The sequence below is a fragment of the Mesorhizobium sp. 128a genome, from assembly GCF_053848025.1.
In genome coordinates, this window is record NZ_JBSPKY010000009.1 from 114,340 (window position 1) to 139,789 (window position 25,450).

The window sequence follows — 25,450 nt, forward strand, 5'->3', positions numbered from 1 at the left end:
AAAGGCCGGGCGAAAAACCCGGCCTTTCGAATAGCTTAGACTATTTTGGTGCTGTCTTCTTCCGCTCTGGCGGTTACGGAAGAACGCCTATGATAAGGGCGCCAATAAATGCGAATGCAGCACAGATCATCAATGCGTTGATTGGCCTCGTGAGTCCCATGTCATAGCCTCCTCTATGAAAGAGCTATGGGCGGAGTCTAGGGTCATTTGTGCCACAGGCAAGCGGAAAATATGCTGCAATGCGACGCGATTGTGGATTTTGCGACCTGCTATTTGGCGTTAGGTATTGAAACTCTTCGGCAAATCCCCGTTGGCGGGCTGTGAATAAATTGTGACGGGGCTGTGGCGGAAGCGTGGCATGGCAGCGCTACCAGACCAGTTCTAGCGCCGACCGAACAACCGTCCGTCGATCGTCACCAGCCCGAAGGCGATCAGCGCCATGCCGCAGAACTCGAACAGCGCGAGCCGTTCGCCGAGGAACAGTAGGCCGAGCAGTATGGCGCTGGCCGGGACGATGAGCGTGACCAGCGAGGCGTTGGTGGCGCCGGCCGAGGCGACCAGGTTGAAATAGAGGATGTAGGCGAAGGCGGTGGACAACAGCGCCAGCGCAAGCACCGCCGCCCAGACCGGCGGCGAGGCCGAGAACAGGCCGGCCGGGCCGTAGGTGAACAGCACCACCGGGATCATGATGATGGTCGACGCGGTCAATTGTCCGGTGGCGATGACGGGCGAAGGCACGCCCTTGAAGCGGCGGGCAATCATCAGCGCAACGGCGTAGGACAGCGAGGCGCCGATCAGCGCGAACTTAGCCCAGACCGGGCCACCAAGCCCGGCAAGCAGGCCGGGGCCGATCATGACGGCGGTGCCGGCAATGCCGAGCCCGATGCCGGCAAGCTTGTTCCACGACAGTTTTTCGTCCGATGTCAGCGCGTTGGCGAGGATCAGCGTCCAGAACGGCGTCGTTGCGTTGAGCACCGAGGCGACGCCGGCGCCAAGCGCGGTCTGGCCGGCGAAGATCAGTGTGAACGGCACGACATTGTTGGCAAACGCCAGCAGGAAAAACAGGCCGGCATGCGGCAGGGCAAGGCGGAAGGACGGGCCGCGAATGGCAAGATAGAGCTGAAGCGCTATGGCCGCGATGGCGACGCGAAACAGCACCAGCACCAGCGGATGCATCTCGGCAACGGCGATGCGGGCAAAGAAGAACGAGCCGCCCCAGATGGCGCCGAGGAGCAGAAGCTGGCCCCAGTCCCTGAGCGTCATCGGTCCGCGCGGCACGGCCGTAGTGGCTATTGCCATTGTGAAATATCCTCCCCAAGACGGCATGGATGCCAGCCGCTCAGGCAGAAGGCATATCGGGTTCGGCGACAAGGGCCACCCGAAACCTGATCGTTGGCAAACGCTCGATCCGACGCTAACCGAAGCGCCCACCAGACACAGAATTGTTTTCTTTAGCCGCTAGCTTGGATTAATTGTGCGCAGCCGAGAAGTTAGGGGATTCGTCCATGCAGCGATTCGAGAATGCCCGCGAGGCGGCGCTGGCGCTTCGTCCGGACGACCCGGTCTACTGCTTTCGCCCGCAGGTGCTGAAGGCGGATGCCAAACAATTCATGGGCATGTTTCCCGGCAAGACCGCCTATGCGGTCAAGACCAATGGCGAGCAGATCGTGCTGAAGGCACTGGTCGAAGCCGGCGTCACTGCCTTCGACGTGGCCTCGCCCGGCGAATTCGCCGCCGTGCGCGCGGTCTCGCCTGATGCCGAAATGCTCTACATGCATCCGGTCAAGGCGCAGTCGGACATCAAGCTGGCGCTGGAGAAATACGCCATCCGCGTCATCTCGCTCGATCATGAGGACGAGATCACCAAGCTGACGCGAGTGGTGCGGGCGCTCGACATTGATCCGGGCGCCATCAGCGTGTTCGTGCGCATCCAGACCAAGGGGTCGGCGGCCTACGAACTGTCGAAGAAATTCGGCGCCGGGCCGGCCTATGCGGTTGAGCTTGCCGAGCGGCTCAACCGCACTGGCTACAAGGTTGGGCTTTGCTTCCATGTCGGCAGCCAGATCGAGGATCCCGACACCTATGAGCGGGCGCTAGCCTCGGCCGACTGGGTGCGCAACCGGCTGACCTTCGACGTTGCCGGTCTCGATGTCGGGGGCGGTTTTCCCGCCGAATATGGCCATGATCCCAACCGCAAGCAGATCGAGATGCCGTCGCTCGGCCAGATCATGTCGCGGCTGTCGGGCGACCTCAGGGAATATCAGTTCGACCAGATACCGCTCGTGGCCGAGCCCGGCCGGGTGATCGTGGCGCGCTGCCTGTCGCTGATCGTGCGCGTGCTGCTGCGCAAGGGCAAGCGGCTCTACATCAATGACGGCATCTGGGCGTCGCTGTCGGATTCATGGACCGGCAAGATCACGCTGCCGGCGCGTTTCATTCCCGATCCGGCGATCCGCTCGCGCAATGGCGAGGAGAAGAACATCGTGCCGTTCAAGGTCTGCGGCGCAACTTGCGATTCCGTCGACATTCTGTCCCGCCCCTTCTGGCTGCCGGAAACCGTCGACACCGGCGACTGGATCGAGATCGGCCATATCGGCGCCTATTCGCTGTCGCTGAGAACCCGTTTCAACGGCTTTTATCCCGACACCTTCGTCGAGGTGACGACGCCGTTCGACGAGGGTGACGCTCCGCAGGGGTTTGCAAGTTTGGAGACGATGGCGGATTAGGTAGTGCTAATATTGCGACAGCGACAACCTGCGTGCTGAATATAGGTTGGAAGTGGGGATTATTTATGCTTTGTTGCGCTCATTGATTGGGGGCAACATGAAAAACAAATTTACTTTGAAGCTTCGCTGCATTGCGTCAGTGGGTCTCACTTCTCTCATTTTGTTTTCAAACCCGGCAAGCGCAAACCAGACGGATTGGATCAGGCTGGACAGAATTGAATCTTTTTCTAAAAGCGTGAGGTCTTTCGGGCACAATGGGCTCGTTACTGGCGTGAAGTGTGGTATTGTCGATGGACAGCCGTCGATGAAATTCACCTACCAACTGGTTCCGTACCAAGTCCGTTACAACTATGCTTGGTCGACAACTGGCGAGGCGGATTACAAGGCAGGAATAAAGAAGTATTTAAAGCCGGGTGTGAAAGCGCTGACCTGCCACATGAAGAATTTTTACTACGCAACGCAGAACATTCGGTAGGCAATCGGATACCGTTTTCTACCAACCGATCATCTCGAGGAAATTGTCGAACTTCTCGTTTCCCAGTGACGCCGCGTAGCGTCTGGTGAATTCGGCTGGCTTGAACGGTTTGGAAAAGTAGTTGAACTCCCAACTGCCGTCGTTGTGCAGATAGTCGACCCGCAGGTTTTCGCGGCCGAGTTCGATAGGATTGTTCACACTGACGACCAGCGTTTGCATCGAGGTGAGCGCGTGGAATCTGCCCTCGGTGTATTTGGCTCCGATATGGCGAACGAGATCGACCATCGGCTGTTGGTCGAACGCTTCCCTGGTCAGCGAGACATAGAATGCCTCGATATCAGCCCATGTTTTCAGAGGTGTGGTAGAAGGCGTGTAGCTGTTCTTTGGATCGAAACGGCTCATGCACGGCTCCCTGACGTGATGACGTCAACGGCTACAGCTTGCCCAAAAGCTCCGGCGTCGGCCAGCCGTCGACGGGCAGGCCAAGCCGCATCTGTTCCTTGCGGATGGCTTCGCGGGTGTTGGTGCCCAGGATGCCGTCGACGGTGCCGACGTCATAGCCCCTGGCCTCGAGCTTGGTCTGCAGTTGCTTCATCTGGTCGCCGTTGAGCCCGGTTTCGGGATTGCGCGGATCGAACTGCTTTGCCCCGGCCAACCGTGTGGCAAAGTTGGCGGCGGTCAGCGCGTAGGTGAAGGACTGGTTCCATTCGAGATAGACGTCGAAATTGTCATAGGCGAGGAAAGCAGGGCCCTTGCGGCCCATCGGCAACGCCAGGCCGGCCTTCAGGCCGTTGTCGATCAGCGGCGTGCCGTCGGGGTTGGTGACGCCCCATGCGGCCCATTGCGACAGCGGCAGCCTGTTGGTGCGGCCGGTCTGCTCCCACGGCATATCCTCGGGCACGCGCACTTCCTCGATCCAGGGCTGGTCGCGTTTCCAGCCGCGCGACAGCACCTTGTTGGCCGTGGTCATGATCACGTCGGGCACGCTGCGCCTGAGGTCGACGATGCCGTCGCCATCACCGTCGACACCGCGCGCCAGATAGTCGGAGGGCAGGATCTGAGTCTGGCCGACCTCGCCGGCCCAGGCGCCGGCGACGTCGGCCGGAACGACGCCGCGATCGATCAGCATCAACAGCGGCACCAGTTGCGGGCGGAACAGTTGCGGGCGGCGGCAGTCGTGCGACAGCGTCACCAAGGCGCTCAGCGTGTGGAAATCACCCTGCACGGCGCCGAAATCGGTCTCCAGCCCCCAGAAGGCGGTGATGACCGGCGCCTGGACGCCGAACTGCTGGTCGGCGCGGGCAAAGACGTCGGCGTATTTCTTCAGATTTGCCGCACCTTGCTTCAGCCGGTAGGCCGAGATCATGCGGTTGGAGAACTGGATGAAGGTCTGGGCGAAGACGCCCTGGGCGCGATCGCGCGCCAGCACCTTGTCGTCGATGGTGGCGGCTTCCAGCGCGTCGAGGCCGACAGCGCCGACACCGGCAGCCTTGGCTTCCGCCGCCACCCCCTGTTTCCAGGCTTCGAAGTCGCCGCCGCATTCCTGCGCCGCCGCCGGCATGACCGTCAGCAAAAGCATCGCAACCAGCGCAGAACGCAGCCGGCCACCCGCCTGTTTGCGGCCTTGATATCCCGGTGATTGCAAGTCGGTGCGCATGGGACGTCGAAAAGCAGGCGGCAGAGCCGGTGTCAACGGGTGTTCTGCCGCAGCCACTTTTTCCACGAAGCTTCGCTGCCGTTGAAAACGTTGATGTCGGACTTGCCGGTCATGCCGGGAACGATGCCGGTTCCGGTGTATTGCCAGAAGGTGAAGGGGTGGCTGCCATATTTCTGGCGGGGGTGGCCGGCGACAGAGCGCAGCCAGTAGGGATAGCCGCGGAAAGTCGCGAGCTCATTGTCATCGAAGAAGTCGACCGAGGTGTAGATGATCGGCTTCTTGCCGTAGTGCCGCTCGACGATTTCGAGAAAGGTGGTCATCTCCGCCCGCACCGTGGCCGAATCCGGGCGCAGCCGGCAGGTCGGCGATTTCGGGTTCCATTCCATGTCGAGCACCGGCGGCATGGCCGAGCGGTCGACGGGCACGTTTTCGATGAACCAGCGCGCCTGGGTGGCGGCCGGCGTGCAGAAATAGAAGAAATGGTAGGCCGCGCGCGGAATGCCATTGGCTTTGGTGCGGGCCCAATGCTCGTTGAAATACTCGTCGAAACGATCGCCGCCCTCGGTTGCCTTGATGAAGGCGAAGGAGATGCCGCTGGCCTTAGCTGTCGGCCAGTCGACCGAGGTCTGGTATTTGGAGACATCCGTACCGTGAACGGCGTAGTTCCAGGGAGCGCCGCTGTCCCATTCATGCGGCTTGGAGTCTTCGAAGCGCGGTGCGCGCACCACAACCGTCGGGCTGCTGGACGAGGATGGCGACATCGACGGCACGAGATCGCCGGCGGTCGAGCAGGCGGCCAGCAGCGTCAACGTGATGAGGGCCGCGAAACGGCGCATCGCATTTCCCGAGCCGGAATCAGCCGGTCGCTGTTGGGTTGTTGCGGGTGGCCCCTCGGTGCCTTTGATAGCACGTACCAGCCCTCAGACGATCGCCCCACAGCATCGCCTGATTCTCTATTCTCGTGCATGTCGTTGTCCCAAAACCGCCGTGCACTTTTGGGCGACATGCACCAGTGATCGCCGATCATGGTTGATAACAGGTTGACGGCGCTCGACAAGAACACCGATTTTGCGGAAGCAATGGCGGCAAATCGATGACATACATCGAGCCGGAAGCCACCGGGCAGCGGAAAAGCAGGGACGGGTGATGCGTATCGTCGTGAAGATCATCAAATGGCTGCTCGGCCTGGTCCTGCTGGCCGTTGCCGCCCTGTTTGCCTGGCTCTACATCGCGCCGCCCGAACTGATCCGCGTCGGCTCCGGTTACTCGGCCAAGATCGTCTGCTCGAATGTTTTTATCGCCGGACGTGACCCCAACGAGGTGCTGGCTGTCGATGTGCAGGCGCCCGGCCATCCGCTGCTCAGGCTGATGAAAGTGTCGGTCGACAAGAATAGGGGGACCGTCTCGGCCGGGCTGCTTGGCTTCTTCGGCAAGAGCGTTGCCGTCGCTCGCGACGGCTTGGGCTGCGCCTCCGTTCCCGATGGTGATGTCGGCAAAGTACGGCGCACGACAATCCCTGCCGAAGCGTCGGCGGCCACCAAGGGCGATCTGTGGCCTGAGGGAGATCGGGTCGATGCCTCGCAGAATCCGGAGATCGGCAAGATCCTCGACGATGCACGGATGACCGGTATCGGCATGCGGGCTGTGGTGGTGGTGAAGAACGGCCGCATCGTCGCCGAGCGCTATGGCGACGGTTTTTCGGCGAAGACGCCGCTGCTCGGCTGGTCGATGACCAAGACGGTCAACGCCGCGCTCGTCGGCACGCTGGTCAAGGACGGCAAGATGGCGATGACGAACCAGGGCTTGTTCGGCCCCTGGAAGGCGGACGGCCGCGCCGCCATCAGTCTCGCCGACATGATGGCGATGTCGAGCGGGCTGGAATTCAACGAGGATTATGGTGACGTCGCCGACGTGACGCGCATGCTCTATCTTGAGCCCGACATGGCGGGCTTTGCCGAATCCAAGCCGCTGACCGGCGAGGTCGGCAAGATCTTTTCCTATTCGAGCGGCACGGCGGTGATGCTGTCGCGGCTCTGGCAGGGCGCTATCGGCGACAAGGACAAGGCGCTGGCGTGGCCAAGGACGGCGCTTTTCGCGCCGCTCGGCATGCAGAGCGCGGTACTCGAAACTGACGAAGAGGGCACCTTCGTCGGCTCATCCTATCTCTATGCCACGGGGCATGACTGGGCGCGCTTCGGCCAGTTCCTGCTGCAAGGCGGCGTGTGGAACGGCAACCAGATCCTACCGGCCGGTTTCGTCGACTGGATGCGCGAGCCGGCGCCGGCCTCGAAGGTCTATGGCAAGGGCCAGTTGTGGATCGAGGCGCCGGGCGACGAGGAAAACCCAGGCGCCGGCGTCGCCGCCGGCCTGCCCAAGGACACGTACTGGATGGAGGGCCATGACGGCCAGACGGTCGCCATCGTCCCGTCGGAGCAGTTGGTGGTGGTGCGGCTCGGGCTGACGCCGGCGAAGTTCGGCTACCGGCCGCAGGTGATGCTTGGCGCGCTGGTGAAGGCGCTGCATTAGAGGAATGTGACGCTCGACCGCCGCAAAAACTTCCCTACGCGGCGGTCGGCAACGGTTTGGCGCGATCGACACGCGCTCGTTCGTCGGGCGAATTCATGACTTGCCAAAGATCGTTGCGGCGTTGGACGTTCAGCCAGAAATCCGGGCTGTTGCCGAACACTCGCGCCAGAATGAGCGCGGTCGCTGCCGTCACATTTCGGCGATCGTTACACAACTCGTTCACGTGCTTGCGCTGGACGCCCATCGCTTCGGCCAAAGCTGCCTGTGTCAGGCCGAGCGGCTGCATGAATTCTTCCGAGAGGATTTCGCCAACCGTTGCGGGCTTGCGCGCGGTCATCAACATGTCTCACCTCATCTATAGCTGTGGTCGTCGAGATAGATTTCCGACGCCTCGCCGCGGCCACCGTCCCAGCGGAAGACCAGCCGCCATTGCTTGTTGACGCGGATCGAATGGAAGCCTTCAAGGTTGCCACGCAACTTCTCGAAATGATTGGAGGGCGGCACCCGTAAATCCTGGTCAGTCATCGCGTCGTCGATCATCTGGAGTTTGCGAAACAAGCGGCCTTCGAGATCGGACGGGATGTTGCGGGAGTGGATGTCGTCCACAAAGAAAGCCCGTAGCCATCCGTCTCTAAAGCCGACGATCATCGCATGCGTCCAAGCATCAAGGTAATGTACCACTCAGTGGGACACGTAGCAATGCGCTCGCAGTTGGTGCCGCTCATGCTCGCAGGTTGGTGCCGCTCGTCATGGACGAGAGCGGCAGGCCCTCAGACTTCAAACTCAGGACTTTGATACAGGTCAGATGGCGATCTTGACGATCGCCAGCCAGGCATAGCCGTGATAAAGCGTGCGGAAACGCAAGGTTGCGCCGGTTCGCCGAGATTCCGATTCCAGGACCTCACGCAACGATTCACGCGGCGCAACGTGGAATTTCTTTAGCCAACCGCGCAACACGGCCCGGAACCAGCGCGGCAGGCCTTCCTGCTGGCCGAAGTCGACGACATGCAAGGAACCGCCGGGCGCGAGTGCCGCAAGCGCTGCTGAAACCGTCTTTTCCCAGCCGGGGATCATCGACAGCGAATAGGACACGAAGATGCGGTCGAAGCGCTCGACGCCAAACAGCGCGTTGGTGTCGAAATTGGTGGCATCGCCGCGCACCAGCACGACGCGGCCGGACAGGCCTTCGCGGCCGATCGCCTTGCTGGCGGTCTCCAGCATCTCGGCCGAGATGTCGAGGCCGTAGAAGCGGGCGTCGGGATAGCGGCGGGCGGCAAGCGCGATGTTGCGGCCGGTGCCGCAGCCGAGCTCAAGCACAGTTCCTCTCGCCGGTACATCCAGCCCCGATATCATCTGGTCGCGGCCGAGAAGGTAGTACTTGCGGGTCAGGTCGTAGATATGGCGCTGCCAGCGATAGACGCCGTCCATCAGTTCGGCATGGTCGGCCGGCAACTCGCTCGTGCTCATGCGGCGCGCTTCACATAGAGGTGGAAGCCGCCATAGATCGCCGAGCGGTCGCGGGCGGAATAGTCGCGTGAGGCCTCGTCCTCGTAGCTCCAGTGGTCGAGCAGCGAGGTCGAGACACGGCCGGGCAGCAGGCTGGGTTCGGCCGCGGTACGGAAGATGACGCGGGCGCCGACTGAAGCGGTGCGGGTGATCTCCGACCACAGCGCGTTGAGCTGGTCATCCGTCATCCAGTCCTGCGCGTCGAGCAGGACGAAACGATCGACGGTCCCGGCATCCTTGCCAGCCAGGAATTCGATCAGATTGGCATGGTGGATGCCGACGCGATCGACATTGTCGCGGATCGCCTTGTAGTTGGCCTCTTCGAGATAGGCGGGCAAGGCGGCTTCGCCCGGATTGGGGTAGCGGCGGGCAAAAGCCTGCCAGGCGAAGTAGTTGTTCTTCAGAGGAAAATCGCAGGCGAGCTTTTCCAGCCGTGCCTTCAGCACGCTGGCCATCGAACCGTCGCCCGAGGTGATCAGCGAATCGTACTGCGCCGGCGGAATGCCGAGGCCGAACAGCGAAGCCTTGCGCGAGGTCGCCCAGCGCAAGAGCTTCTTGTCGAAGACCGGCGCCAGTTCCTCATTGAAGAAGCGGCGCTGGTCGGCGATGCTCTTGGCCTGCATGATCCCAGAGGGATCGACACCGAAGAATTTCGCTGTGCGATGGCCCATGGCGATGAACAGGCCGAGCAGGCCGGTCTGGTAGAAATTGCGGTCGAAGACGGTGATGCGCCGGCGGCCGCGCCAGTTGCGGCGCTCCCAATAATGGCGGCTGACCGGATCGAGATGCGGCGCGATGAAGCGGTCATAGGCTTCTGAATTGTGGCTGGTGTCGGCGGCGCCGAAGAAGCGGAACAGGTCGCCCTGCGAAGGCAGATGCCGCACAGCCTCCAGCTTCATCCGGTTCAAGGCGATATGGGCGGCGTTGAGATCGACGGCATCGACGCGTTCGGGCGAGCGGGTGAGGTAGGCCAGGATGTTGCAGCCGCCGGAGGCGATGGTGACGACCCGGTGGCCCTGGCCAAGCTGCATGGCCTCCATGTCGACTTCAGGGTCTTCCCAGATCTGCGGATAGACGAGGCCGGAAAACAGAAGCGCAAACAACCGTTCGGAAAGGCCGGCCTTGGACAGCGGGCGGTTCTGATAGACGGCTTTTCCAACTTCCTTGCCACGGCGAAAGACCAGATCTACCGAAACGTCCGTCATGGCTAATGATTCCCCATTTGCTTTGGCGCAAGCGGGTAGCGCAGCGTCATGACAGGCCGGTGACAGGCTGTTGACGCTTCAGCTTGTTGTTTTGATGCAAGTCGTTTTCCCAAACAGATGAACAATTTTTGGGCGGCGTGCATTAATCTTGGCCAAACCCTCCCGGTGTCGGCGTCGTCAGGATGACGGCATCGCCGGCGTCGAGCACGGTCTGGTCGCAGGCCTTCAGCACATCGATCGATCCATCGCTGCGCCGCACCTTGGTCGAGCCGACCTCGCCATCGCCGCCGCCGTCGAGGCCTTGCGGCGGGCGGTTGCGGTGCGAGGACAGGATGGCGCATTCCATCTTTTCGAGGAAGCGGATGGTGCGCCTGGTGCCGTCGCCGGCGCTCCATTTGCCCCTGCCGCCGGACCCTTCGCGGATGTGAAAATCCTCGAGCAGCACGGGAAAGCGCAATTCGAGCACTTCCGGATCGGTGAGGCGCGAATTGGTCATGTGGGTGTGGACGCCGGAAGTGCCGGCAAAGCCGCGGCCGGAGTTCATCCGGCCTGCCGGCGAACCGGAGCAGATCGTCTCGTAATACTGGTACTGCTTGTTGCCGAAGGTCAGGTTGTTCATCGTGCCTTGCGCATTGGCCATGGCGCCCATGGCGCCGAACAGCGCGTTGGTGACATGCTGCGAGGTCTCGACATTGCCGGCGACGACGGCGGCGGGGTAGGCGGGCTTCAGCATCGAGCCGTCGGGGATGATGATGTTGATCGGCCGCAGACAGCCGGCATTCATCGGGATCATGTCCTCGACCATGACGCGGAAGGCGTAGAGGACGGCGGCGCGGGCGACGGGTTCTGGTGCGTTGAAGTTGTTCTTCATCACGGGCGAGGTGCCGGTGAAGTCGACGGTCGCCTCGCGCTTTTGCCGATCGACCGTGATCTTCACCTTGATCACCTGGCCGGTGTCGGTCGGGTATTCATACTCAGACCTGTCGGGCAGCCGCTCCAGCACGCGGCGAACGCTTTCGGCGGCATTGTCCTGGACATGGCGCATATAGGCTTCGACGACATCGAGACCGAAATGCGCAACCATCTTGCGCAGTTCCGCCACGCCCTTTTCATTGGCGGCGATCTGCGCCTTGAGGTCGGCGATGTTCTGGTGCGGGTTGCGGGCGGGGTAGGGGTGATCGGTGAGCAGCGTTTGCAGCTCCGCCTCGCGGAATTTTCCGCGGTCGACAACACGGAAATTGTCGAACAGCACGCCTTCCTCGTCGACCGTGGTGGCAAGCGGCGTCATGGAGCCGGGTGCGGTGCCGCCAATATCGGCATGGTGGCCGCGTGAGGCCGCCCAGAACAAGATCTCCTGCTTTGCGTCATCGAACACCGGCGTCACCACGGTGATATCAGGCAGATGTGTGCCGCCATTGTAGGGTGCGTTCAGGGCAAAGACGTCGCCGGGGTGGATGTCACCGGAGTTCAGCCGGATGATGGTTTCGACCGAGCGGTCCATGGAGCCGAGATGCACCGGCATGTGCGGGGCGTTGGCGACCAGCGCGCCATGGCGGTCGAAGACGGCACAGGAGAAGTCCAGCCTTTCCTTGATGTTGACGGAATAGGCGGTGTTCTGCAGCGTGACGCCCATCTGTTCGGCGATCGACATGAAGAGGTTGTTGAAGACCTCCAGCATCACCGGATCGGCTTTGGTGCCGAGGGCAGCCATGCGCACCTTCCGTTCTGTGCGGCGGATGACGACGTGATTGAGGTCGGTGATTTCGGCCCGCCAGCCCGGCTCGACGACGATGGTCTGGTTCGGCTCGATGATCAGGGCAGGACCTGGGACCAGATTGGAGGGGCGCAGATTTTCGCGGCGATGAATGCCGGCCTCATGCCACCGGCCCTCGGTGTAGATGCGCCGCGTTCCAGAAGCGCCGGCTTCAACCCTTGACGGTCCGGCGGGCGCATAGGCTTCGGCCCTGGCTTCGGCGATTTCGGTGCCTTCGACGCCAACCGTCTCGACGATCATCGGCTTGTCCTCATAGACGAAACCGAACTGCGCCTTGTGGGCGATTTCGAAATTGCGCCTGGCCTGGAAGATCGAGTCGGCCTCGAAATTCACCGGCAGCGTCGTGTCGGTGCCGTCATAGCGAATGTGCAGCACCGGCTTTGCGGCAACCTTATCCTGCGCGATGCCTTGCGCGGCGAGTTCGACGATGACGGCTTTTTTCAACGTGGCAATGAGGCTGCCGATCTCGGTCCTGGATTCTTCGGCAAGCGGCTTGAGCAGCGCCTGCTGGCGCGACGCGAACACTGACGACAGGCCGATACCATAGGCCGACAGCAGGCCGGAGAAGGGGTGGATCAGCACCGCCTCCATGCCCAATGCGTCCGCAACCAGGCAGGCATGCTGACCGCCGGCGCCGCCAAAACAGTTCAGCAGATATTCGGTGACGTCGTAGCCGCGCTGGACGGAGATCTTCTTGATGGCGTTGGCCATGTTTTCCACCGCGATGGTGACAAAGCCTTCGGCGACGGCTTCCGGCGTGCGGCCGTCGCCGATTTCGGCGGCAAGCGCGGTGAATTTCTTGCGCACGGCGGCAACGTCCAGCGGTTGGTCCTGGCCGGGGCCGAAAATCGCCGGGAAGAAATCGGGCTGCAGCTTGCCCAGCATGACATTGGCGTCGGTGACGGCGAGCGGGCCGCCGCGCCGGTACGCAGCCGGGCCGGGATTGGCGCCGGCGGATTCCGGGCCGGCGCGGAAGCGACCGGCTTCGTAGTGGAGGATCGAGCCACCGCCCGCGGCCACAGTATGGATGCGCATCATCGGCGCGCGGATGCGCACGCCGGCAACCTCGGTGTCGAAGGCGCGCTCATACTCGCCGTCATAGTGGGCGACATCGGTGGAGGTGCCGCCCATGTCGAAGCCGATGACTTTCTCGAAGCCGGCAAGCTTCGCCGTCTCGACCATGCCGACGACGCCGCCGGCCGGGCCGGACAACAGCGCGTCCTTGCCCTGGAACATGTCGGCAGCGGTAAGTCCGCCAGACGACATCATGAACATCAGGCGAGGGGATTGGCTCATCTCCGCCGCCGGGGAGGTTGGCGCAGCGCCCAGCTCTCCCGCCACCCGTTGCACATAGCGCGACAGGATCGGCGACAGGTAGGCGTCGACCACGGTGGTGTCGCCGCGGCCGACCAGCTTGATCAAAGGCGAGACCTCGTGGCTGACCGAGACTTGGCTGAACCCGATCTTGCGGCAGACTTTCGCCACCGCCTTCTCGTGATCGGGATATTTCCAGGCATGCATGAAGACGATTGCCACCGCGTCGATGCCATCGGCGCGGGCCTGTTCGATCACCGGGCGGCAGGCGGCGATGTCGAGCAGGCGCTCGACATCGCCATTGGCGCGCACGCGTTCGTCGATCTCGATGACCCGCTCGTAAAGCTGTTCAGGTAGGATGATCTCCTTGGCGAAGATGTCGGGCCGCGCCTGGTAAGCGATCCTCAGCGCATCGCGAAAGCCCTTGGTGATGAGCAAAAGCACCCGGTCGCCCTTGCGCTCCAAAAGCGCGTTGGTGGCGACGGTGGTGCCCATCTTGATGTCGCCGATCAGGCCGGACGGGATGGCGGCGCCGGATTTCAGCCCCAGCAATTCGCGGATCCCGGCTATCGCCGCATCGGGGTAGGCTTCAGGATTTTCCGACAGGAGTTTCCTGGGATGCAACCCGCCCTCGGGCGCGCGCCCAATCACGTCGGTGAAGGTGCCGCCGCGATCGATCCAAAAATCCCATTTCTTGTCCACGAAGAGCTCCGGCATGTCATTTGGTTTCAAACTGTTAGTGTGCCATCGCCCGGCCTGCAATCGCCGCTCTTGATGTTACATGCGGAAACGCAACGTTACGAAACTCATGGGCGGCTGATGCATTTCCTGTTCGACCGTTCACCGCAACGTGAACGTGTGTTGAAGGAGAGATCGTCATGAAAAAGCTCATTCTTGCTTCCGTTTCCGCCCTGGCCCTGCTCGGCGTTGCAGCCTGCAGCGACAGCGGGACGGATAACACCACCACCCAGAGCACCAATCCGCCAGCCGCCGAGCCGATGAAGCCGGTGACCCCGGATGCCCCGAAGCCCGCAGAACCGGCTCCGGCAACACCTGCTCCTGCCGCCCCGGCGCAGTAGCAGCAGTCTCGGTCACTTTGATGTGACGCGAGAGGAGGCCGGCTTCGCGCCGGCCTTCCTGCGTTTAGGGGCCACCCTGGCGGTTTCGGGACTACGGTCGGCTAATTCGTGTGGCGTGCGTCGGTTGTCTGCGTAAATCGATTCACCCCTGCGGCACTCTTGGCTTGATAGCGGTGGCCGGCGGCCCTAATAAGCGCTTATGTCGATTTGGGATCGCCTCGGCGAGTTCATCATCCGCGTTTCCTCGTCAGCCAATTCGGGCGTCACCGAAGTGGTCGAGGCTGTGCGCACTGTTTTTTCCGGCGATGCGGATTTGCGCCGGCGCGTCGCCTTCTCGGTGGCGATGATTGCACTGTCGGCGAAGATGGCCAAGGCTGATGGCATCGTTACCCAGGACGAGGTGCGCGCCTTCCAGGAAATATTCGAGGTGCCGAGAGAGCAGACCCGCAACGTGGCGCGGCTCTACGATCTGGCCAAGCGCGACGTCGCCGGGTTCGAGACCTATGCCGAGCGCATGGCGCAGATGTGTGGCTCGGGCCACTCCAACTGCGTCATGCTGGAAGACATACTCGACGGCCTGTTCCACATCGCCAAGGCCGACGGGCTGGTGCATGAACGCGAAGGCATTTTCCTGCACCGCATTGCCGAGATTTTCCGCATCGACGAAGTGCACTACGAGGCCATCATGGCCAGGCACGTCAATCTCGGCGCCGGCGATCCCTATGTCGTGCTCGGCATCGAGCGCGGCAAGCCCTTCGACGAGGTCAGGAAGCGGTATCGCAAGCTGGTCTCCGACAATCATCCGGACCGGCTGATCGCGCGCGGCCTGCCGCAGGAATTCATCAAGATCGCGACGACCAGGCTTGCGGCGATCAACGCGGCCTACGAGATGATCGAGCGGGGCCTCAGGCACGCATGAGCGGCTTCCTGCCCGACGAGCCTCGCGCCGAGGTCAGGGTATCGCCGAATTTCGGCCCGCGGCGCGAGACGCTCAGGCCCGATATGATCGTGCTGCACTATACCGGCATGGCTACGGGTGCCGCCGCCGAAGCCTGGCTGTGCGATCCGGCCAGCGAGGTTTCCTCACACTATCTCGTCCACGAAGACGGCCGCATCGTCCAGATGGTGCGCGAGAGCGACCGCGCCTGGCACGCTGGTGCCAGTTCCTGGTTCGGGCGCACCGACATTAACTCCTGCTCGGTGGGCATCGAAATCGTCAATCCCGGCCATTCGCTCGGCTATTCGACCTTTCCCAAGCGGCAGATAGAGGCGGTGATCGGACTGTGCAAAGGGATAGTCGGGCGCCATTCCATTACGGCGCAACGGGTGCTCGCCCATTCCGACATCGCGCCAGGGCGCAAGATCGACCCGGGCGAGAAATTCCCCTGGAAGGCGCTGTTTGCGGCGGGGGTCGGCCATCTCGTGCCTGCGGCGCCGATCCGGCGCGGCGCGGTGCTGAAAGCCGGCGATACCGGCGCCGAGGTCGAGGCGCTGCAGTCGATGCTGGCGCTCTACGGCTATGGCGTCGAGATATCCGGTATCTTCGACCGCCAGACCGAGATCGTCGTCGAAGCGTTTCAGCGGCATTTCCGGCCACGCTTGGTGGATGGCGTCGCCGACGGCTCGACAATCCGCACGCTGCAAAGCCTGCTGACTTCCCTCAGGTCAGTTGCGTCTAAATAACCTTTTCCTGATATTCGAGTTACAGCCTGTCACTGAAAGTGAATTGCCTCGCCTTGATCGACACCAATTCGGCCCTCAAAGGCAGTTCGTGCAAGTTATCAGGCCTTCATCCCCCCGGAAGTCCCGATATTGATTAGGCGTTGCTGCGTGAAGATCTTCGCGCGGCTCAGACAGAACAGGACCACATGCAGAAATTGACCGTTGTAACGGCAGCTATTGCTGCCGGCGTGATGACTTTTGCCCTCAATGCGGCCGATGCCGCACCTCTGAGCCAGAGGGCAGACCAGGGCTTCATCGCCGCACCCGCCAAAACCGCCATGACGAAAGCGAGCCCGAAAGCCAAGAGGACAGCCACTGCCAAGGTGCAAAAGGCAGCTGTGGTGAAGGTCAGAAAAGCGACGGCCAAGAGGCATTTGAAGCGCGGCAGGAAGAGCATCGACCGGACGACGACCGCATCGATCGGTCCGAGCACTGCTGCGGAATCGACGGCGGCGGCCGCGCTCGGCGGCCAGTATTCAGCGATCATCGCCCGCCATGCGGCGGCCGAAGGCGTGCCGGTATCGCTGGCCAAGGCGGTGATCAAGATCGAGAGCAACTACAGGCCCAACATCGTTGGCAGCGCCGGCGAGATCGGTCTGATGCAGATCAAGCCGGCAACGGCGCGCATGATGGGCTACAGCGGCTCGACCAAGGGCCTGTTCGATCCCGACACCAACATCAAATACGGCATGAAGTATCTCGCCATGGCGCGCAATCTCGGTGGCGGCACGACCTGCGGCACCATCCTGAAATACAATGCCGGCCATGCCGCGACGCGCATGAACCCGGTGTCGGCCGCTTACTGCGGCAAGGTCAAGGTGCAGATGGCGGCATTGGGATCGCCGGCATAAGTCTGCTTTTTCATTTGCGTTTTCGCACGTGAACCCCTTTATACGCTCTGCCAGCTGGCCGGGCGGCCGCACCCGCAAAGCCGAAAGGCTGCGGGTGAGGAAAGTCCGGGCTCCATGGAGACACGGTGCCGGTTAATGGCCGGCGGGGGCGACCCCAGGGAAAGTGCCACAGAAAGCAAACCGCCACGATTTATCGGGGTAAGGGTGAAAGGGTGGGGTAAGAGCCCACCGCGCGACTGGCAACAGGAGCGGCACGGTAAACCCCACCGGGAGCAAGACCGAATAGGGACGGTGCGAGGGGAAACCTTCGAGGGCTGTTTCCGGCTCACCGTCCGGGTAGGTTGCGTGAGGCGCATGGCAACATGCGTCCAAGATGAATGGCCGCCACGTTCTCGCCCCGCAAGGGGCGGGGGCCATACAAAACCCGGCTTACAGGCCAGCTGGCAGTTTCTTCTACTGCATCGTGACGAAATCCTTTGAGATCAGCAGGTTGCGCCCTCGGGCGCGCCTGTTGATTCAAGCGCCAATCCTGTCCAGCGATGCTTCGATCGCTTGCCACAGTTCTTCGACCGGCTCGCAACCGACCGACAGGCGCACGAAGCCTGGCGGAACGGCGTCGCCTCGCTTGGCGCGCCGCTCGGCTGAGGTGTGGACGCCGCCGAAGGATGTCGCCGCCTGCATCAGGGTGCAATTGTTGATGAAGTCCTCGGCTTTCTCCTCCGATGCAAACTCGAAGGAGACGAGAAAACCGAAACGCTCCATCTGGGCGCGGGCAAGATTGTGCGAGGGGTCGCCTTCAAGGCCGGGATAGCGCAGGCCGCTCACCGCGCGATGGTCTTTCAAGCGCTTCGCGATCACCTCCGCCGAAGTGCACATGCGGTCGAAGCGCACGTCCAGCGTCTCCAGGCCGCGATGGACCAGCCATGCCTCGAACGGTCCGGGAATGCCGCCCGCGGTCTCGCGCCAGCCGGTGACGGCGGCGATGATGTCGGGGTTGCGGCTGGCGACATGGCCGAACAGCACGTCGGAATGACCATTGGCCGCCTTGGTGTCCGCGGCAACGACAATGTCGGCGCCGAGATCGAGCGGGCGCTGGCCGAACGGCGTCATCGTGGTGTTGTCGACGACGACCGTTGCGCCCGCCCTATGGGCAGCCTCGGCGACGGCTGTGATGTCGCAGATGTCCAGTCGCGGATTTGACGGGGTTTCGATGTAGACGAGCCGATAACCGTCGAAGCCGCCGTCGAGGAAGGTCGATGTCGGCCTGAGATCATAGCTGATGCCGAAGGACTTGAGAAAGCGCTCGGCCAGCGCCCGCGTGGCGTGATAGCCGTCGGAAGGCAAAAGGACGCGGTCGCCGGTTTTCAGCAGTCCGAAAAACACCGCAGAGATCGCCGCCATTCCCGAGGGGAAGCCGACGCATGGGGCGTCCTCCAGATGCGCCAGCATGTGCTCGACCGCGTCCCAGGTGGCGTTGCTGTAACGGCCATACTGACTGTAGCCGGCGCCGTCGCCCGGGTTGTGGAAAATGGCGGCCATGGTCAGCGGCAAAGGGATGGGGTCGCCTTTGGCAAGCCCGCCGCGACGCAGATGGGCAAGGGAGGCCGCTCGTGACCTGGCTGTTTCGGACATGGATTTTCTAACCTTGTTGCTGAGCGGAAAAGTTGGCCGACGCTATGCGCGGCTGCGGTGCACGGCAAGCCGCCTCCGGTTGGGCCAAGCCGCTCTAAACGGTTCGTTAGGCTTAATGGACGATAAAGACGGGAGCGTTGACCAAGCTGCTCTCACCGGTTGTGGCGCGCGCGTTTGTGAAGCCTGTTCCCGTTGACGCCCATAGTGCCCCATGATATCCCATCTCGATACCAAAGCCTTCGTTCCGCGTCAGGGTAAAGCGTACGCCAATCGGGCAGCCGCGGCGGCTGTGCGTTTGCCGGGTTTTGCCGTTGGGAATGAAGCCGTTTTTCGGCAGGGGACGCGCTGCGGCGCGGGCGAAAACATGGAGAGGGGTGCGGCGGCGGAAGCGGCTGTAACGTGTCATGGACCGGTTTCTGTCAAGCGCGGTGAACAGGATCGATGCGAAGGGGCGGGTCTCCGTTCCGGCGCATTTTCGCGCGGTCGTGCAGAAGCGCGGTTATTCCGAACTCTACGCGCTGCGCGGCCTGGATGTCCCGGCGATGGATGTCGGCGGCCTCGACCTGCTCGACCGCTACGAACAGCGCATCGCGCTGGAAGATCCTTTTTTGCAGACGGCGGACGACATGTCCTTCTTCTGCCATGGCGACGGGACGTTCCTGAAGCTCGACCAGGACGGCCGCATCACGATGAGCGATTTCATCCGCGAGCACACGGGCATTTCGACGGACGTGGCCTTTGTCGGCCGCGGCAATTTCTTTCAAATTTGGGAGCCGGGTCGGCTTGCCGCCTATGGCGCGCAGGCGCGCGCCCGGCTTTTGCAGCTTCGGCAGGGGACGACGGCTCACGAGGCCAAGGCTGGGGAGCGACCGGAATGATGGCGAGTCACGGCGATGATATCAGCGCCGTTGGCGGACCGGCCCGTCACATTCCGGTCCTCCTTGCCGAAGTGCTGGAGGCGCTCTCGCCCAAAGCCGGCGATGTGATCGTCGACGGTACGTTCGGCGCCGGCGGCTACACCAAGGCGATCCTGGCAAGCGGTGCCTCTGTCGTGGCGATCGATCGCGATCCGGACGCCATTGCCGCGGGGCGGAGCCTGGAGCAGCAATCCGACGGTAGGCTGAGGCTGGTGCAGGCGCCGTTCTCGACGCTGGACGAACAGGTCGAAAGCGCCGACGGCGTCGTCCTCGACATCGGCATTTCCTCCATGCAGGTCGACCAGGCCGAGCGCGGCTTTTCGTTTCGCGCCGACGGTCCGCTCGACATGCGCATGGCACAGGCGGGCTTGAGCGCCGCCGATGTCGTCAACAGCTTCAAGACGGGCGATCTTGCCCGCATTTTCGGTTTCCTTGGCGAAGAGCGCAACGCCGGTCGCATTGCCCGCATGATCGAGGCGCGCCGCGAAAAAATCCCCTTCGAGCGCACGCTCGACCTCGCCGATGCCATCGAGACGCATATCGGCCGCGCGCCGAAGGACAAGATCCATCCGGCCACCCGGGTCTTCCAGGCGCTGCGCATTTTCGTCAACGACGAGCTTGGCGAACTGGCCAAGGCCCTGGTGGCGTCCGAGCGCGTGCTGAAGCCCGGCGGGCGGCTTGCCGTGGTGACGTTCCATTCGCTGGAAGACCGCATCGTCAAGCGCTTTATTGCCGACCGCGCCGACGCGGTGACCGGCTCGCGCCATATGCCCGAGGCGCATGCGCGCAGCGCGACCTTCCGCAAAGCCGGTGGCGGCGTCACGCCCGGCGACGCCGAAATAGCAGCCAATCCGCGGGCGCGCTCGGCGCGGCTGCGCGCTGCCATCCGCACCGAGGCGCCGGCGCGCGCCGGCGACCTTTCGATTTTCGGCCTTCCCAAGCTTCCCGGCATCCAGGCGCCGCGAGAGAGGTGAACACTTGTTTCGAACCAGCGACATAGTCCTGATCGCCGTCATGGTCTCGGCCGCGGCCCTGACCTACAAGGCCAAGCGCGAGGCTGAGGAACAACTGGCTTCGGTGCAGAAGATCGAGGCGCAAATCCGCTACGAGGAGGATACCATCGACCTGCTTAAGGCCGACTGGAGCCTGCTGACCCAGCCGTCGCGCCTGCAGAAGCTGGCCGAAACCTACAAATCGCAGCTCGCACTCGAGCCGGTCAATGCGCGGCAGATCGTCGGGATCGACGATCTCCCGGCAAAACCGCTCAACATAGAGGACCTGTCGTCGCAGCGGCTTGGCGGCATGGCTGATATCTCCGGCAAAGCACCAGCCGGCAAGGATCCTGTGGTGACCGGAGCCATCGTCCAATGATCTCCGGATTTCCCAGGATCGCCAAACTTCCATCGATCGGCAAATTGCTGAAGCGCCGAGCAAGGACCGGCGAGGGCGGCTCGATCGTCGTCGAGGGTGCGCGCAAGGCGACCGGCGGCAAGGCCAAGACCCGCATCATCATGACGATGGCGGTTTTCTTCGGCATCTATTCGACCATCGCCGGGCGGCTGGTCTATCTCGGTTTCCAGAATCCCGACATGTCGGGCGGGCCGCAAAGCCGGGTGACGGCGTCACGTCCAGACATCGTCGACCGCAACGGCGAGGTGCTGGCGACCGACATCAAGACGGCATCGCTGTTTGCCGAGCCGCGCCGCATCGTCGATGCCGACGAGGCGATCGAAAAGCTGTCGACCATTCTGCCCGACATCGACCCCGAGCAAACTTACCACAAGCTGAAGAGCGGCGCCGGCTTCGTCTGGCTGCAGCGGCAGCTGACGCCCAAGCAGCAGGCCGACATCATGCAGCTCGGCATTCCCGGCATCGGCTTTCGCACGGAAAAGCGCCGCTTCTATCCGGCCGGCGTGACCTCGTCCTACATTGTCGGCCTCACCAACATCGACAATCAGGGCATCTCCGGCATGGAGAAATACATCGACGAGCAGGGGCTGAGCGACCTGCAGGCCTCAGGCCTTGCGATCGCCAAGGATTTGAAGCCGGTGCAGCTGTCGATCGATCTGCGCGTCCAGCATGTGGTGCGCGACGAGATCGCCGCTGGCCTCGAACGCTATCGAGCCATGGGCGCGGGCGCCGTCGTGCTCAACATCAAGACCGGCGAAGTGGTGGCGATGGCCTCGGTGCCGGATTTCGATCCGAACAATCCCTTCAATGCGCAGGACAAGGATCGGCTGAACCGCATGTCGGCCGGCCTCTACGAGATGGGCTCTACCTTCAAGAGCTTTACCTCGGCCATGGCGCTCGATTCCGGCAAGGCCAATATGAACAGCCGTTTCGACGCATCGCATCCGATCCGTGTCGGCCACCAGGCCATCCACGATTTCCATGGCAAGAACCGCGTGCTGTCACTGCCGGAAGTGTTCCTCTATTCCTCCAACATCGGATCGGCCCGTGAGGCCGAAATGGTCGGTATCGAGGGGCATCGCGAATTCCTGCATCGCCTCGGTATCCTGGACAGGATGCAGACGGAACTGCCTGAAGTCGCCCGCCCGACCGAGCCGAAGGTCTGGAAACAGGTCAACTCCTTCACCATCGCGTTCGGCCATGGCGTGTCGACGACACCGCTGCAGGCCGCCGTCGGCTGCGCGGCGCTGATGCAGGGCTACCTGATCCAGCCGACATTCCTGGTCCGCAGCGAGCAGGAAGCAATGGCGGTGGCCAAGAGAGTGGTCAGCGAAAAGACGGTGGAGGGCATGCGCTACCTCTACACGCTCAATGCCGAGAAAGGCTCGGCAAGAAACGCCAGAGCCCCCGGGTATCGCGTCGGCGGCAAGACCGGAACGGCCGAGAAGGTCATCAATGGCCGCTACTCGAAGGAACTGAATTTCAATACCTTCGTCGCCGCCTTCCCGATGGACGATCCGCAATATCTGGTGTTTACGATTGCCGACGCTCCGCATCCGGAAAAGCCAGGGATGACCGACGTCGCGGCCAACAATGCGGGTGTCATGGCCGGCAATATCATCAGGCGGGCAGCCGCCATGCTTGGCGTGAAGCCAGATTTCAGCCATGAAAATGGTGCAACGCTGGTTTCCTATCAGTGATTCTTGGGGCGCGCCGGCAACTGCGCGCTATTTTGTTGAGATAAACGGGGTTCGATGCACCTGAGAGATTTAGCCGGTATCCTGCCTGTCGAGGGAACAGCTTCCCGCGATGTGGAGGTAACCGGGATTTCGTCGGATTCCCGTCAGGTCAAACCGGGTCTCGTCTTTTTTGCGCTTGCCGGCAGCAAGGCGGACGGCGCTGCCTATGCCGCCGATGCGGCGAAGCGCGGCGCGGCGGCGATTGTTGTGGGCAAGACCAGCGCGGTTACGGGCCTGTCGGTCCCGGTTCTCAGCGTTGACGACCCCCGCCTGGCATTGGCGCTGAGCGCGGCACGTTTCTTCGGCAAGCAGCCTGACACCATGGTCGCGGTCACCGGCACCGCCGGCAAGACTTCGGTCGCCGCCTTCACCAGGCAGATCTGGGAGCAGGCCGGCTTTGCCGCCGCTTCGATCGGCACCACCGGGGTGGTGGCGCCAGGCCGCAACGACTATGGCTCGCTGACCACGCCCGATCCGGTTGCTTTGCACCAGCTACTCAAGGAATTGGCTGAGGCCGGCGTCACCCACGCTTCGATGGAAGCCTCCAGCCATGGTCTCGACCAGCGCCGGCTGGACGGCGTCAGGCTTGCCGCCGGCGGTTTCACCAATCTCGGCCGCGACCATATGGACTATCATCCGACGGTCGAGGACTATCACCGCGCGAAATTGCGCCTGTTCGACACGCTGCTGCCGCAAGGCGCGCCGGCTGTCATCTTCGCCGACGATCCGTGGTCGGCGCCGACGATAAAGGCGGCGCAGGCCGCGGGGCTCAATGTGCTGACGGTCGGCCGCCATGGCGATTTCCTGCGCCTGAAGCGGGTCGAGCACGAGCGCCACCGCCAGCGCGCCGAGGTTGAGGCCGACGGCGTGATCTATGAGATCGACCTGCCGCTGGCCGGTGATTTCCAGATCGCCAACGCCCTGGTTTCTGCGGGCCTGGCTATTTCGACTGGAACACCAGTCGCCAAGGCTTTGATGGCGTTGGAGAAACTCCAGGGGGCACCAGGCCGGCTCGACCTTGTCGGCGCGACCGTCAATGGCGCGCCGGTCTATGTCGATTATGCCCACAAGCCGGATGCGCTGGAAAATGTGCTGGCCGCGGTGCGCCCGTTCACCACCGGTCGCGTCATCGTCGTTTTCGGCTGCGGTGGCGACCGCGATAGGGGCAAGCGGCCGATCATGGGCGAGATCGCCACGCGGTTAGCCGATGTCGTCATCGTCACCGACGACAATCCACGTTCGGAAGTCCCCGAAACCATCCGCGCCGCGATCCTCGCGGCTGCGCCCGGCGCCATCGAAATCGGCGACCGCCGCAAGGCGATCCACGAAGCGGTCGCGATGCTCAAAGCCGGCGATACACTGATCGTTGCCGGCAAGGGCCATGAAGAGGGCCAGACCATCGGCGCCGAGACATTTCCTTTCTCAGACCATGAGGAAGTCCGCTCGGCGCTGCGGGAGCGGGCCGCATGAGCATGCTCTGGACTGCCGATGCGCTGGTCGACGCCATGGGCGGACGGCCGCTCGGGCCGATGCCGGAGGGCATTTCGGGGATATCGATCGACAGCCGCAGCCTGCAGCCGGGCGATGCTTTCTTCGCCATCAAGGGCGAGGCGATGGATGGCCATGATTTCGCGACCGCGGCGATCAAGGCCGGCGCCGGCGTGCTCGTTGTCGCCGAAGGCAAATTGCCGTCGCTCGGGCGTCTGACGGCGCCGATGATCGTAGTGCCGGACGTGCTGGCGGCGCTGGAAAAGCTTGGCGCCGCCGCCCGCGCGCGCTCCAAGGCTAAAGTCATCGCGGTGACCGGCTCGGCCGGCAAGACCACCACCAAGGAAGCGTTGCGCCATGTTCTGTCGGCCGTCGGCAAAGTGCACGCCTCGGCGCAGTCGTTCAACAATCACTGGGGTGTGCCGCTGACGCTGGCGCGCATGCCGGACGATTGCGACTATGCGGTGTTCGAGATCGGCATGAACCATCCCGGCGAGATCCGGCCGCTGGTCAAGATGGTCCGGCCGCATGTCGCCATCGTCACGCTGATCGCCGCCGCCCATCTCGGCTTCTTCAAAAATCTCGACGAGATCGCCAAAGCCAAGGCCGAGATTTTTGAAGGCATCGAGCCTGGCGGTGCTGCATTGTTGAACCGTGACGATTCACGCTGGAAGCTGCTCGACAAGATGGCGCGCGCCGCCGGCATAGAACATGTCTTCAGCTTCGGCGAAAACGTCCGCTCGACCTACAAGCTGACCAAATGCGAGCTGCAGGCCGACCATTCCGTCATCACCGCCAGGATCGGCGGGCAAGAGGTGACGGCCCGCATCGGCGCGCCCGGGCGCCACATGGTGCAGAATGTGCTCGCTGTCCTCGGTGCGACACATCTCATCGAGGCTGATATCGGCAAGGTGGCGGAGGCGCTGGCGGATCTCTCTGCCGAGCGCGGCCGCGGCAAGCGGTATGTGCTGCGCCACCCCAAGGGACTAATCACGCTGATCGACGAGAGCTACAACGCCAATCCGGCATCGATGAGTGCGGCCATGGCGCTGCTCAATGCGACGCCTGTCGCGGGCGAGGGCCGGCGTATCGCCGTGCTCGGTGACATGCTCGAGCTCGGCGACCATTCGGCCAAGCTCCATGCCGCCCTGGCCGAACTGATCGTCGGCACTGGGACAAATACAGTTTTTCTCGGCGGCCCGGAAATGCGGGCGCTGGCCGATATCCTGCCCGCCGAAATCACGACGGAATACCGCGCCGGCGCCGAGGAGTTGAAGCCGCTGCTGTTGTCGGCGCTGAGGGCCGGCGACGTGGTGATGATCAAATCGTCGAAAGGCATCGGCTTTTCAAAACTGGTCGAGGCCTTGCTGGGCAAATATCCGGCGGAAGCCGCAGGCACGAAACAGAACTAGTTCCCGGGGACGGAATC

The 25,450-nt window shown here is 62.8% G+C and carries 24 protein-coding genes and 1 other RNA gene; 14 read left to right on the top strand and 11 right to left on the bottom strand.

Going from position 1 to position 25,450, the window contains the following annotated elements; genetic code table 11:
- Positions 1-381: 381 nt before the first annotated feature.
- A complete protein-coding gene (locus ACWTU9_RS16660) occupies positions 382-1,299 on the bottom strand; it encodes a DMT family transporter (protein WP_455859231.1) in 918 nt (305 codons plus the stop codon).
- A gap of 206 nt (positions 1,300-1,505) precedes the next feature.
- On the opposite strand from ACWTU9_RS16660, the gene ACWTU9_RS16665 reads away from it, so the two are divergent.
- On the top strand, positions 1,506-2,726 hold the full coding sequence (locus ACWTU9_RS16665) for an alanine racemase (RefSeq protein WP_455859232.1): 1,221 nt from the start codon (positions 1,506-1,508) through the stop codon (positions 2,724-2,726).
- A 97-nt stretch (positions 2,727-2,823) separates the two neighbouring features.
- Positions 2,824-3,201, top strand: a complete 378-nt coding sequence (locus tag ACWTU9_RS16670) for a hypothetical protein (protein WP_455859233.1) — start codon at positions 2,824-2,826, stop codon at positions 3,199-3,201.
- 18 nt (positions 3,202-3,219) lie between these two features.
- Here ACWTU9_RS16670 and ACWTU9_RS16675 read toward each other — a convergent pair whose 3' ends face one another.
- The 3 genes from ACWTU9_RS16675 to ACWTU9_RS16685 all read right to left on the bottom strand — a co-directional run bounded on the left by ACWTU9_RS16675 (position 3,220) and on the right by ACWTU9_RS16685 (position 5,694).
- Complete coding sequence (locus tag ACWTU9_RS16675; RefSeq protein ID WP_455859234.1) at positions 3,220-3,603, bottom strand: hypothetical protein; 384 nt, start codon at positions 3,601-3,603, stop codon at positions 3,220-3,222.
- Positions 3,604-3,634: 31 nt separating this feature from the next.
- Positions 3,635-4,780, bottom strand: coding sequence for a lytic murein transglycosylase (locus tag ACWTU9_RS16680; RefSeq protein WP_455859330.1), 1,146 nt, complete (start codon positions 4,778-4,780; stop codon positions 3,635-3,637).
- Positions 4,781-4,890: 110 nt separating this feature from the next.
- Complete coding sequence (locus ACWTU9_RS16685) at positions 4,891-5,694, bottom strand: glycoside hydrolase family 25 protein (protein WP_455859235.1); 804 nt, start codon at positions 5,692-5,694, stop codon at positions 4,891-4,893.
- 310 nt (positions 5,695-6,004) lie between these two features.
- Here ACWTU9_RS16685 and ACWTU9_RS16690 point away from each other — a divergent pair, with 310 nt between their 5' ends.
- Positions 6,005-7,384 carry a serine hydrolase domain-containing protein gene (locus ACWTU9_RS16690; RefSeq protein WP_455859236.1) on the top strand — a complete coding sequence of 460 codons (1,380 nt, stop codon included), beginning with the start codon at positions 6,005-6,007 and terminating at the stop codon, positions 7,382-7,384.
- Positions 7,385-7,418: 34 nt separating this feature from the next.
- On the opposite strand, the gene ACWTU9_RS16695 is transcribed toward ACWTU9_RS16690, so the two are convergent.
- From ACWTU9_RS16695 to ACWTU9_RS16715, 5 genes are all read right to left on the bottom strand, one after another.
- Positions 7,419-7,727 (bottom strand): HigA family addiction module antitoxin, encoded by a 309-nt coding sequence (locus tag ACWTU9_RS16695; RefSeq protein WP_455859237.1) that lies wholly within the window; start codon positions 7,725-7,727, stop codon positions 7,419-7,421.
- An 8-nt stretch (positions 7,728-7,735) separates the two neighbouring features.
- Positions 7,736-8,032 carry a type II toxin-antitoxin system RelE/ParE family toxin gene (locus ACWTU9_RS16700; protein WP_455859238.1) on the bottom strand — a complete coding sequence of 99 codons (297 nt, stop codon included), beginning with the start codon at positions 8,030-8,032 and terminating at the stop codon, positions 7,736-7,738.
- Positions 8,033-8,185: 153 nt separating this feature from the next.
- Positions 8,186-8,851, bottom strand: a complete 666-nt coding sequence (locus ACWTU9_RS16705; protein ID WP_455859239.1) for a class I SAM-dependent methyltransferase — start codon at positions 8,849-8,851, stop codon at positions 8,186-8,188.
- The gene (locus ACWTU9_RS16710) at positions 8,848-10,095 is read right to left on the bottom strand and encodes a DUF3419 family protein (protein ID WP_455859240.1); all 1,248 of its coding nucleotides are present in this window, start codon (positions 10,093-10,095) and stop codon (positions 8,848-8,850) included. The genes ACWTU9_RS16705 and ACWTU9_RS16710 overlap by 4 nt, the downstream gene beginning before the upstream one ends.
- A 142-nt stretch (positions 10,096-10,237) precedes the next feature.
- Positions 10,238-13,885 (bottom strand): hydantoinase B/oxoprolinase family protein, encoded by a 3,648-nt coding sequence (locus tag ACWTU9_RS16715; protein WP_455859241.1) that lies wholly within the window; start codon positions 13,883-13,885, stop codon positions 10,238-10,240.
- Positions 13,886-14,061: 176 nt separating this feature from the next.
- Between ACWTU9_RS16715 and ACWTU9_RS16720 the strand changes: the two genes are divergently transcribed.
- The 5 genes from ACWTU9_RS16720 to rnpB all read left to right on the top strand — a co-directional run bounded on the left by ACWTU9_RS16720 (position 14,062) and on the right by rnpB (position 17,283).
- Positions 14,062-14,262: a hypothetical protein gene (locus tag ACWTU9_RS16720; RefSeq protein WP_454574879.1), complete on the top strand. Its 201-nt coding sequence runs from the start codon at positions 14,062-14,064 to the stop codon at positions 14,260-14,262.
- A gap of 199 nt (positions 14,263-14,461) precedes the next feature.
- Positions 14,462-15,181 carry a TerB family tellurite resistance protein gene (locus ACWTU9_RS16725; RefSeq protein ID WP_455859242.1) on the top strand — a complete coding sequence of 240 codons (720 nt, stop codon included), beginning with the start codon at positions 14,462-14,464 and terminating at the stop codon, positions 15,179-15,181.
- Positions 15,178-15,945: an N-acetylmuramoyl-L-alanine amidase gene (locus ACWTU9_RS16730; RefSeq protein WP_455859243.1), complete on the top strand. Its 768-nt coding sequence runs from the start codon at positions 15,178-15,180 to the stop codon at positions 15,943-15,945. The genes ACWTU9_RS16725 and ACWTU9_RS16730 overlap by 4 nt, the downstream gene beginning before the upstream one ends.
- Positions 15,946-16,130: 185 nt before the next feature.
- Entirely contained in the window at positions 16,131-16,835 is a 705-nt protein-coding gene (locus ACWTU9_RS16735; protein WP_455859244.1) for a lytic transglycosylase domain-containing protein, read from the top strand.
- Between the two features lie 50 nt (positions 16,836-16,885).
- Positions 16,886-17,283: RNase P RNA component class A (gene rnpB / locus ACWTU9_RS16740), an RNA gene on the top strand.
- 68 nt (positions 17,284-17,351) lie between these two features.
- Here rnpB and ACWTU9_RS16745 read toward each other — a convergent pair.
- A complete protein-coding gene (locus tag ACWTU9_RS16745) occupies positions 17,352-18,467 on the bottom strand; it encodes a cystathionine gamma-lyase (RefSeq protein ID WP_455859245.1) in 1,116 nt (371 codons plus the stop codon).
- 112 nt (positions 18,468-18,579) lie between these two features.
- The gene (locus ACWTU9_RS16750) at positions 18,580-18,873 is read right to left on the bottom strand and encodes a hypothetical protein (protein ID WP_455859246.1); all 294 of its coding nucleotides are present in this window, start codon (positions 18,871-18,873) and stop codon (positions 18,580-18,582) included.
- Here ACWTU9_RS16750 and mraZ point away from each other — a divergent pair.
- Genes mraZ through ACWTU9_RS16780 form a run of 6 tightly spaced genes read left to right on the top strand, consistent with a single transcriptional unit; the run spans position 18,872 to position 25,433 of the window.
- Positions 18,872-19,345, top strand: a complete 474-nt coding sequence (gene mraZ, locus ACWTU9_RS16755; RefSeq protein ID WP_454574884.1) for a division/cell wall cluster transcriptional repressor MraZ — start codon at positions 18,872-18,874, stop codon at positions 19,343-19,345. The genes ACWTU9_RS16750 and mraZ overlap by 2 nt on opposite strands.
- Complete coding sequence (gene rsmH / locus ACWTU9_RS16760; protein ID WP_455859247.1) at positions 19,342-20,358, top strand: 16S rRNA (cytosine(1402)-N(4))-methyltransferase RsmH; 1,017 nt, start codon at positions 19,342-19,344, stop codon at positions 20,356-20,358. The genes mraZ and rsmH overlap by 4 nt, the downstream gene beginning before the upstream one ends.
- 4 nt (positions 20,359-20,362) lie before the next feature.
- Positions 20,363-20,755 carry a cell division protein FtsL gene (ftsL, locus tag ACWTU9_RS16765; protein WP_454589717.1) on the top strand — a complete coding sequence of 131 codons (393 nt, stop codon included), beginning with the start codon at positions 20,363-20,365 and terminating at the stop codon, positions 20,753-20,755.
- Complete coding sequence (locus ACWTU9_RS16770) at positions 20,752-22,494, top strand: peptidoglycan D,D-transpeptidase FtsI family protein (protein ID WP_455859248.1); 1,743 nt, start codon at positions 20,752-20,754, stop codon at positions 22,492-22,494. Before ftsL ends, ACWTU9_RS16770 begins: the two co-directional genes overlap by 4 nt.
- 54 nt (positions 22,495-22,548) lie before the next feature.
- Positions 22,549-24,003: a UDP-N-acetylmuramoyl-L-alanyl-D-glutamate--2,6-diaminopimelate ligase gene (locus ACWTU9_RS16775; RefSeq protein ID WP_455859249.1), complete on the top strand. Its 1,455-nt coding sequence runs from the start codon at positions 22,549-22,551 to the stop codon at positions 24,001-24,003.
- Entirely contained in the window at positions 24,000-25,433 is a 1,434-nt protein-coding gene (locus ACWTU9_RS16780; protein ID WP_454589715.1) for a UDP-N-acetylmuramoylalanyl-D-glutamyl-2,6-diaminopimelate--D-alanyl-D-alanine ligase, read from the top strand. Before ACWTU9_RS16775 ends, ACWTU9_RS16780 begins: the two co-directional genes overlap by 4 nt.
- Positions 25,434-25,450: the final 17 nt, after the last annotated feature.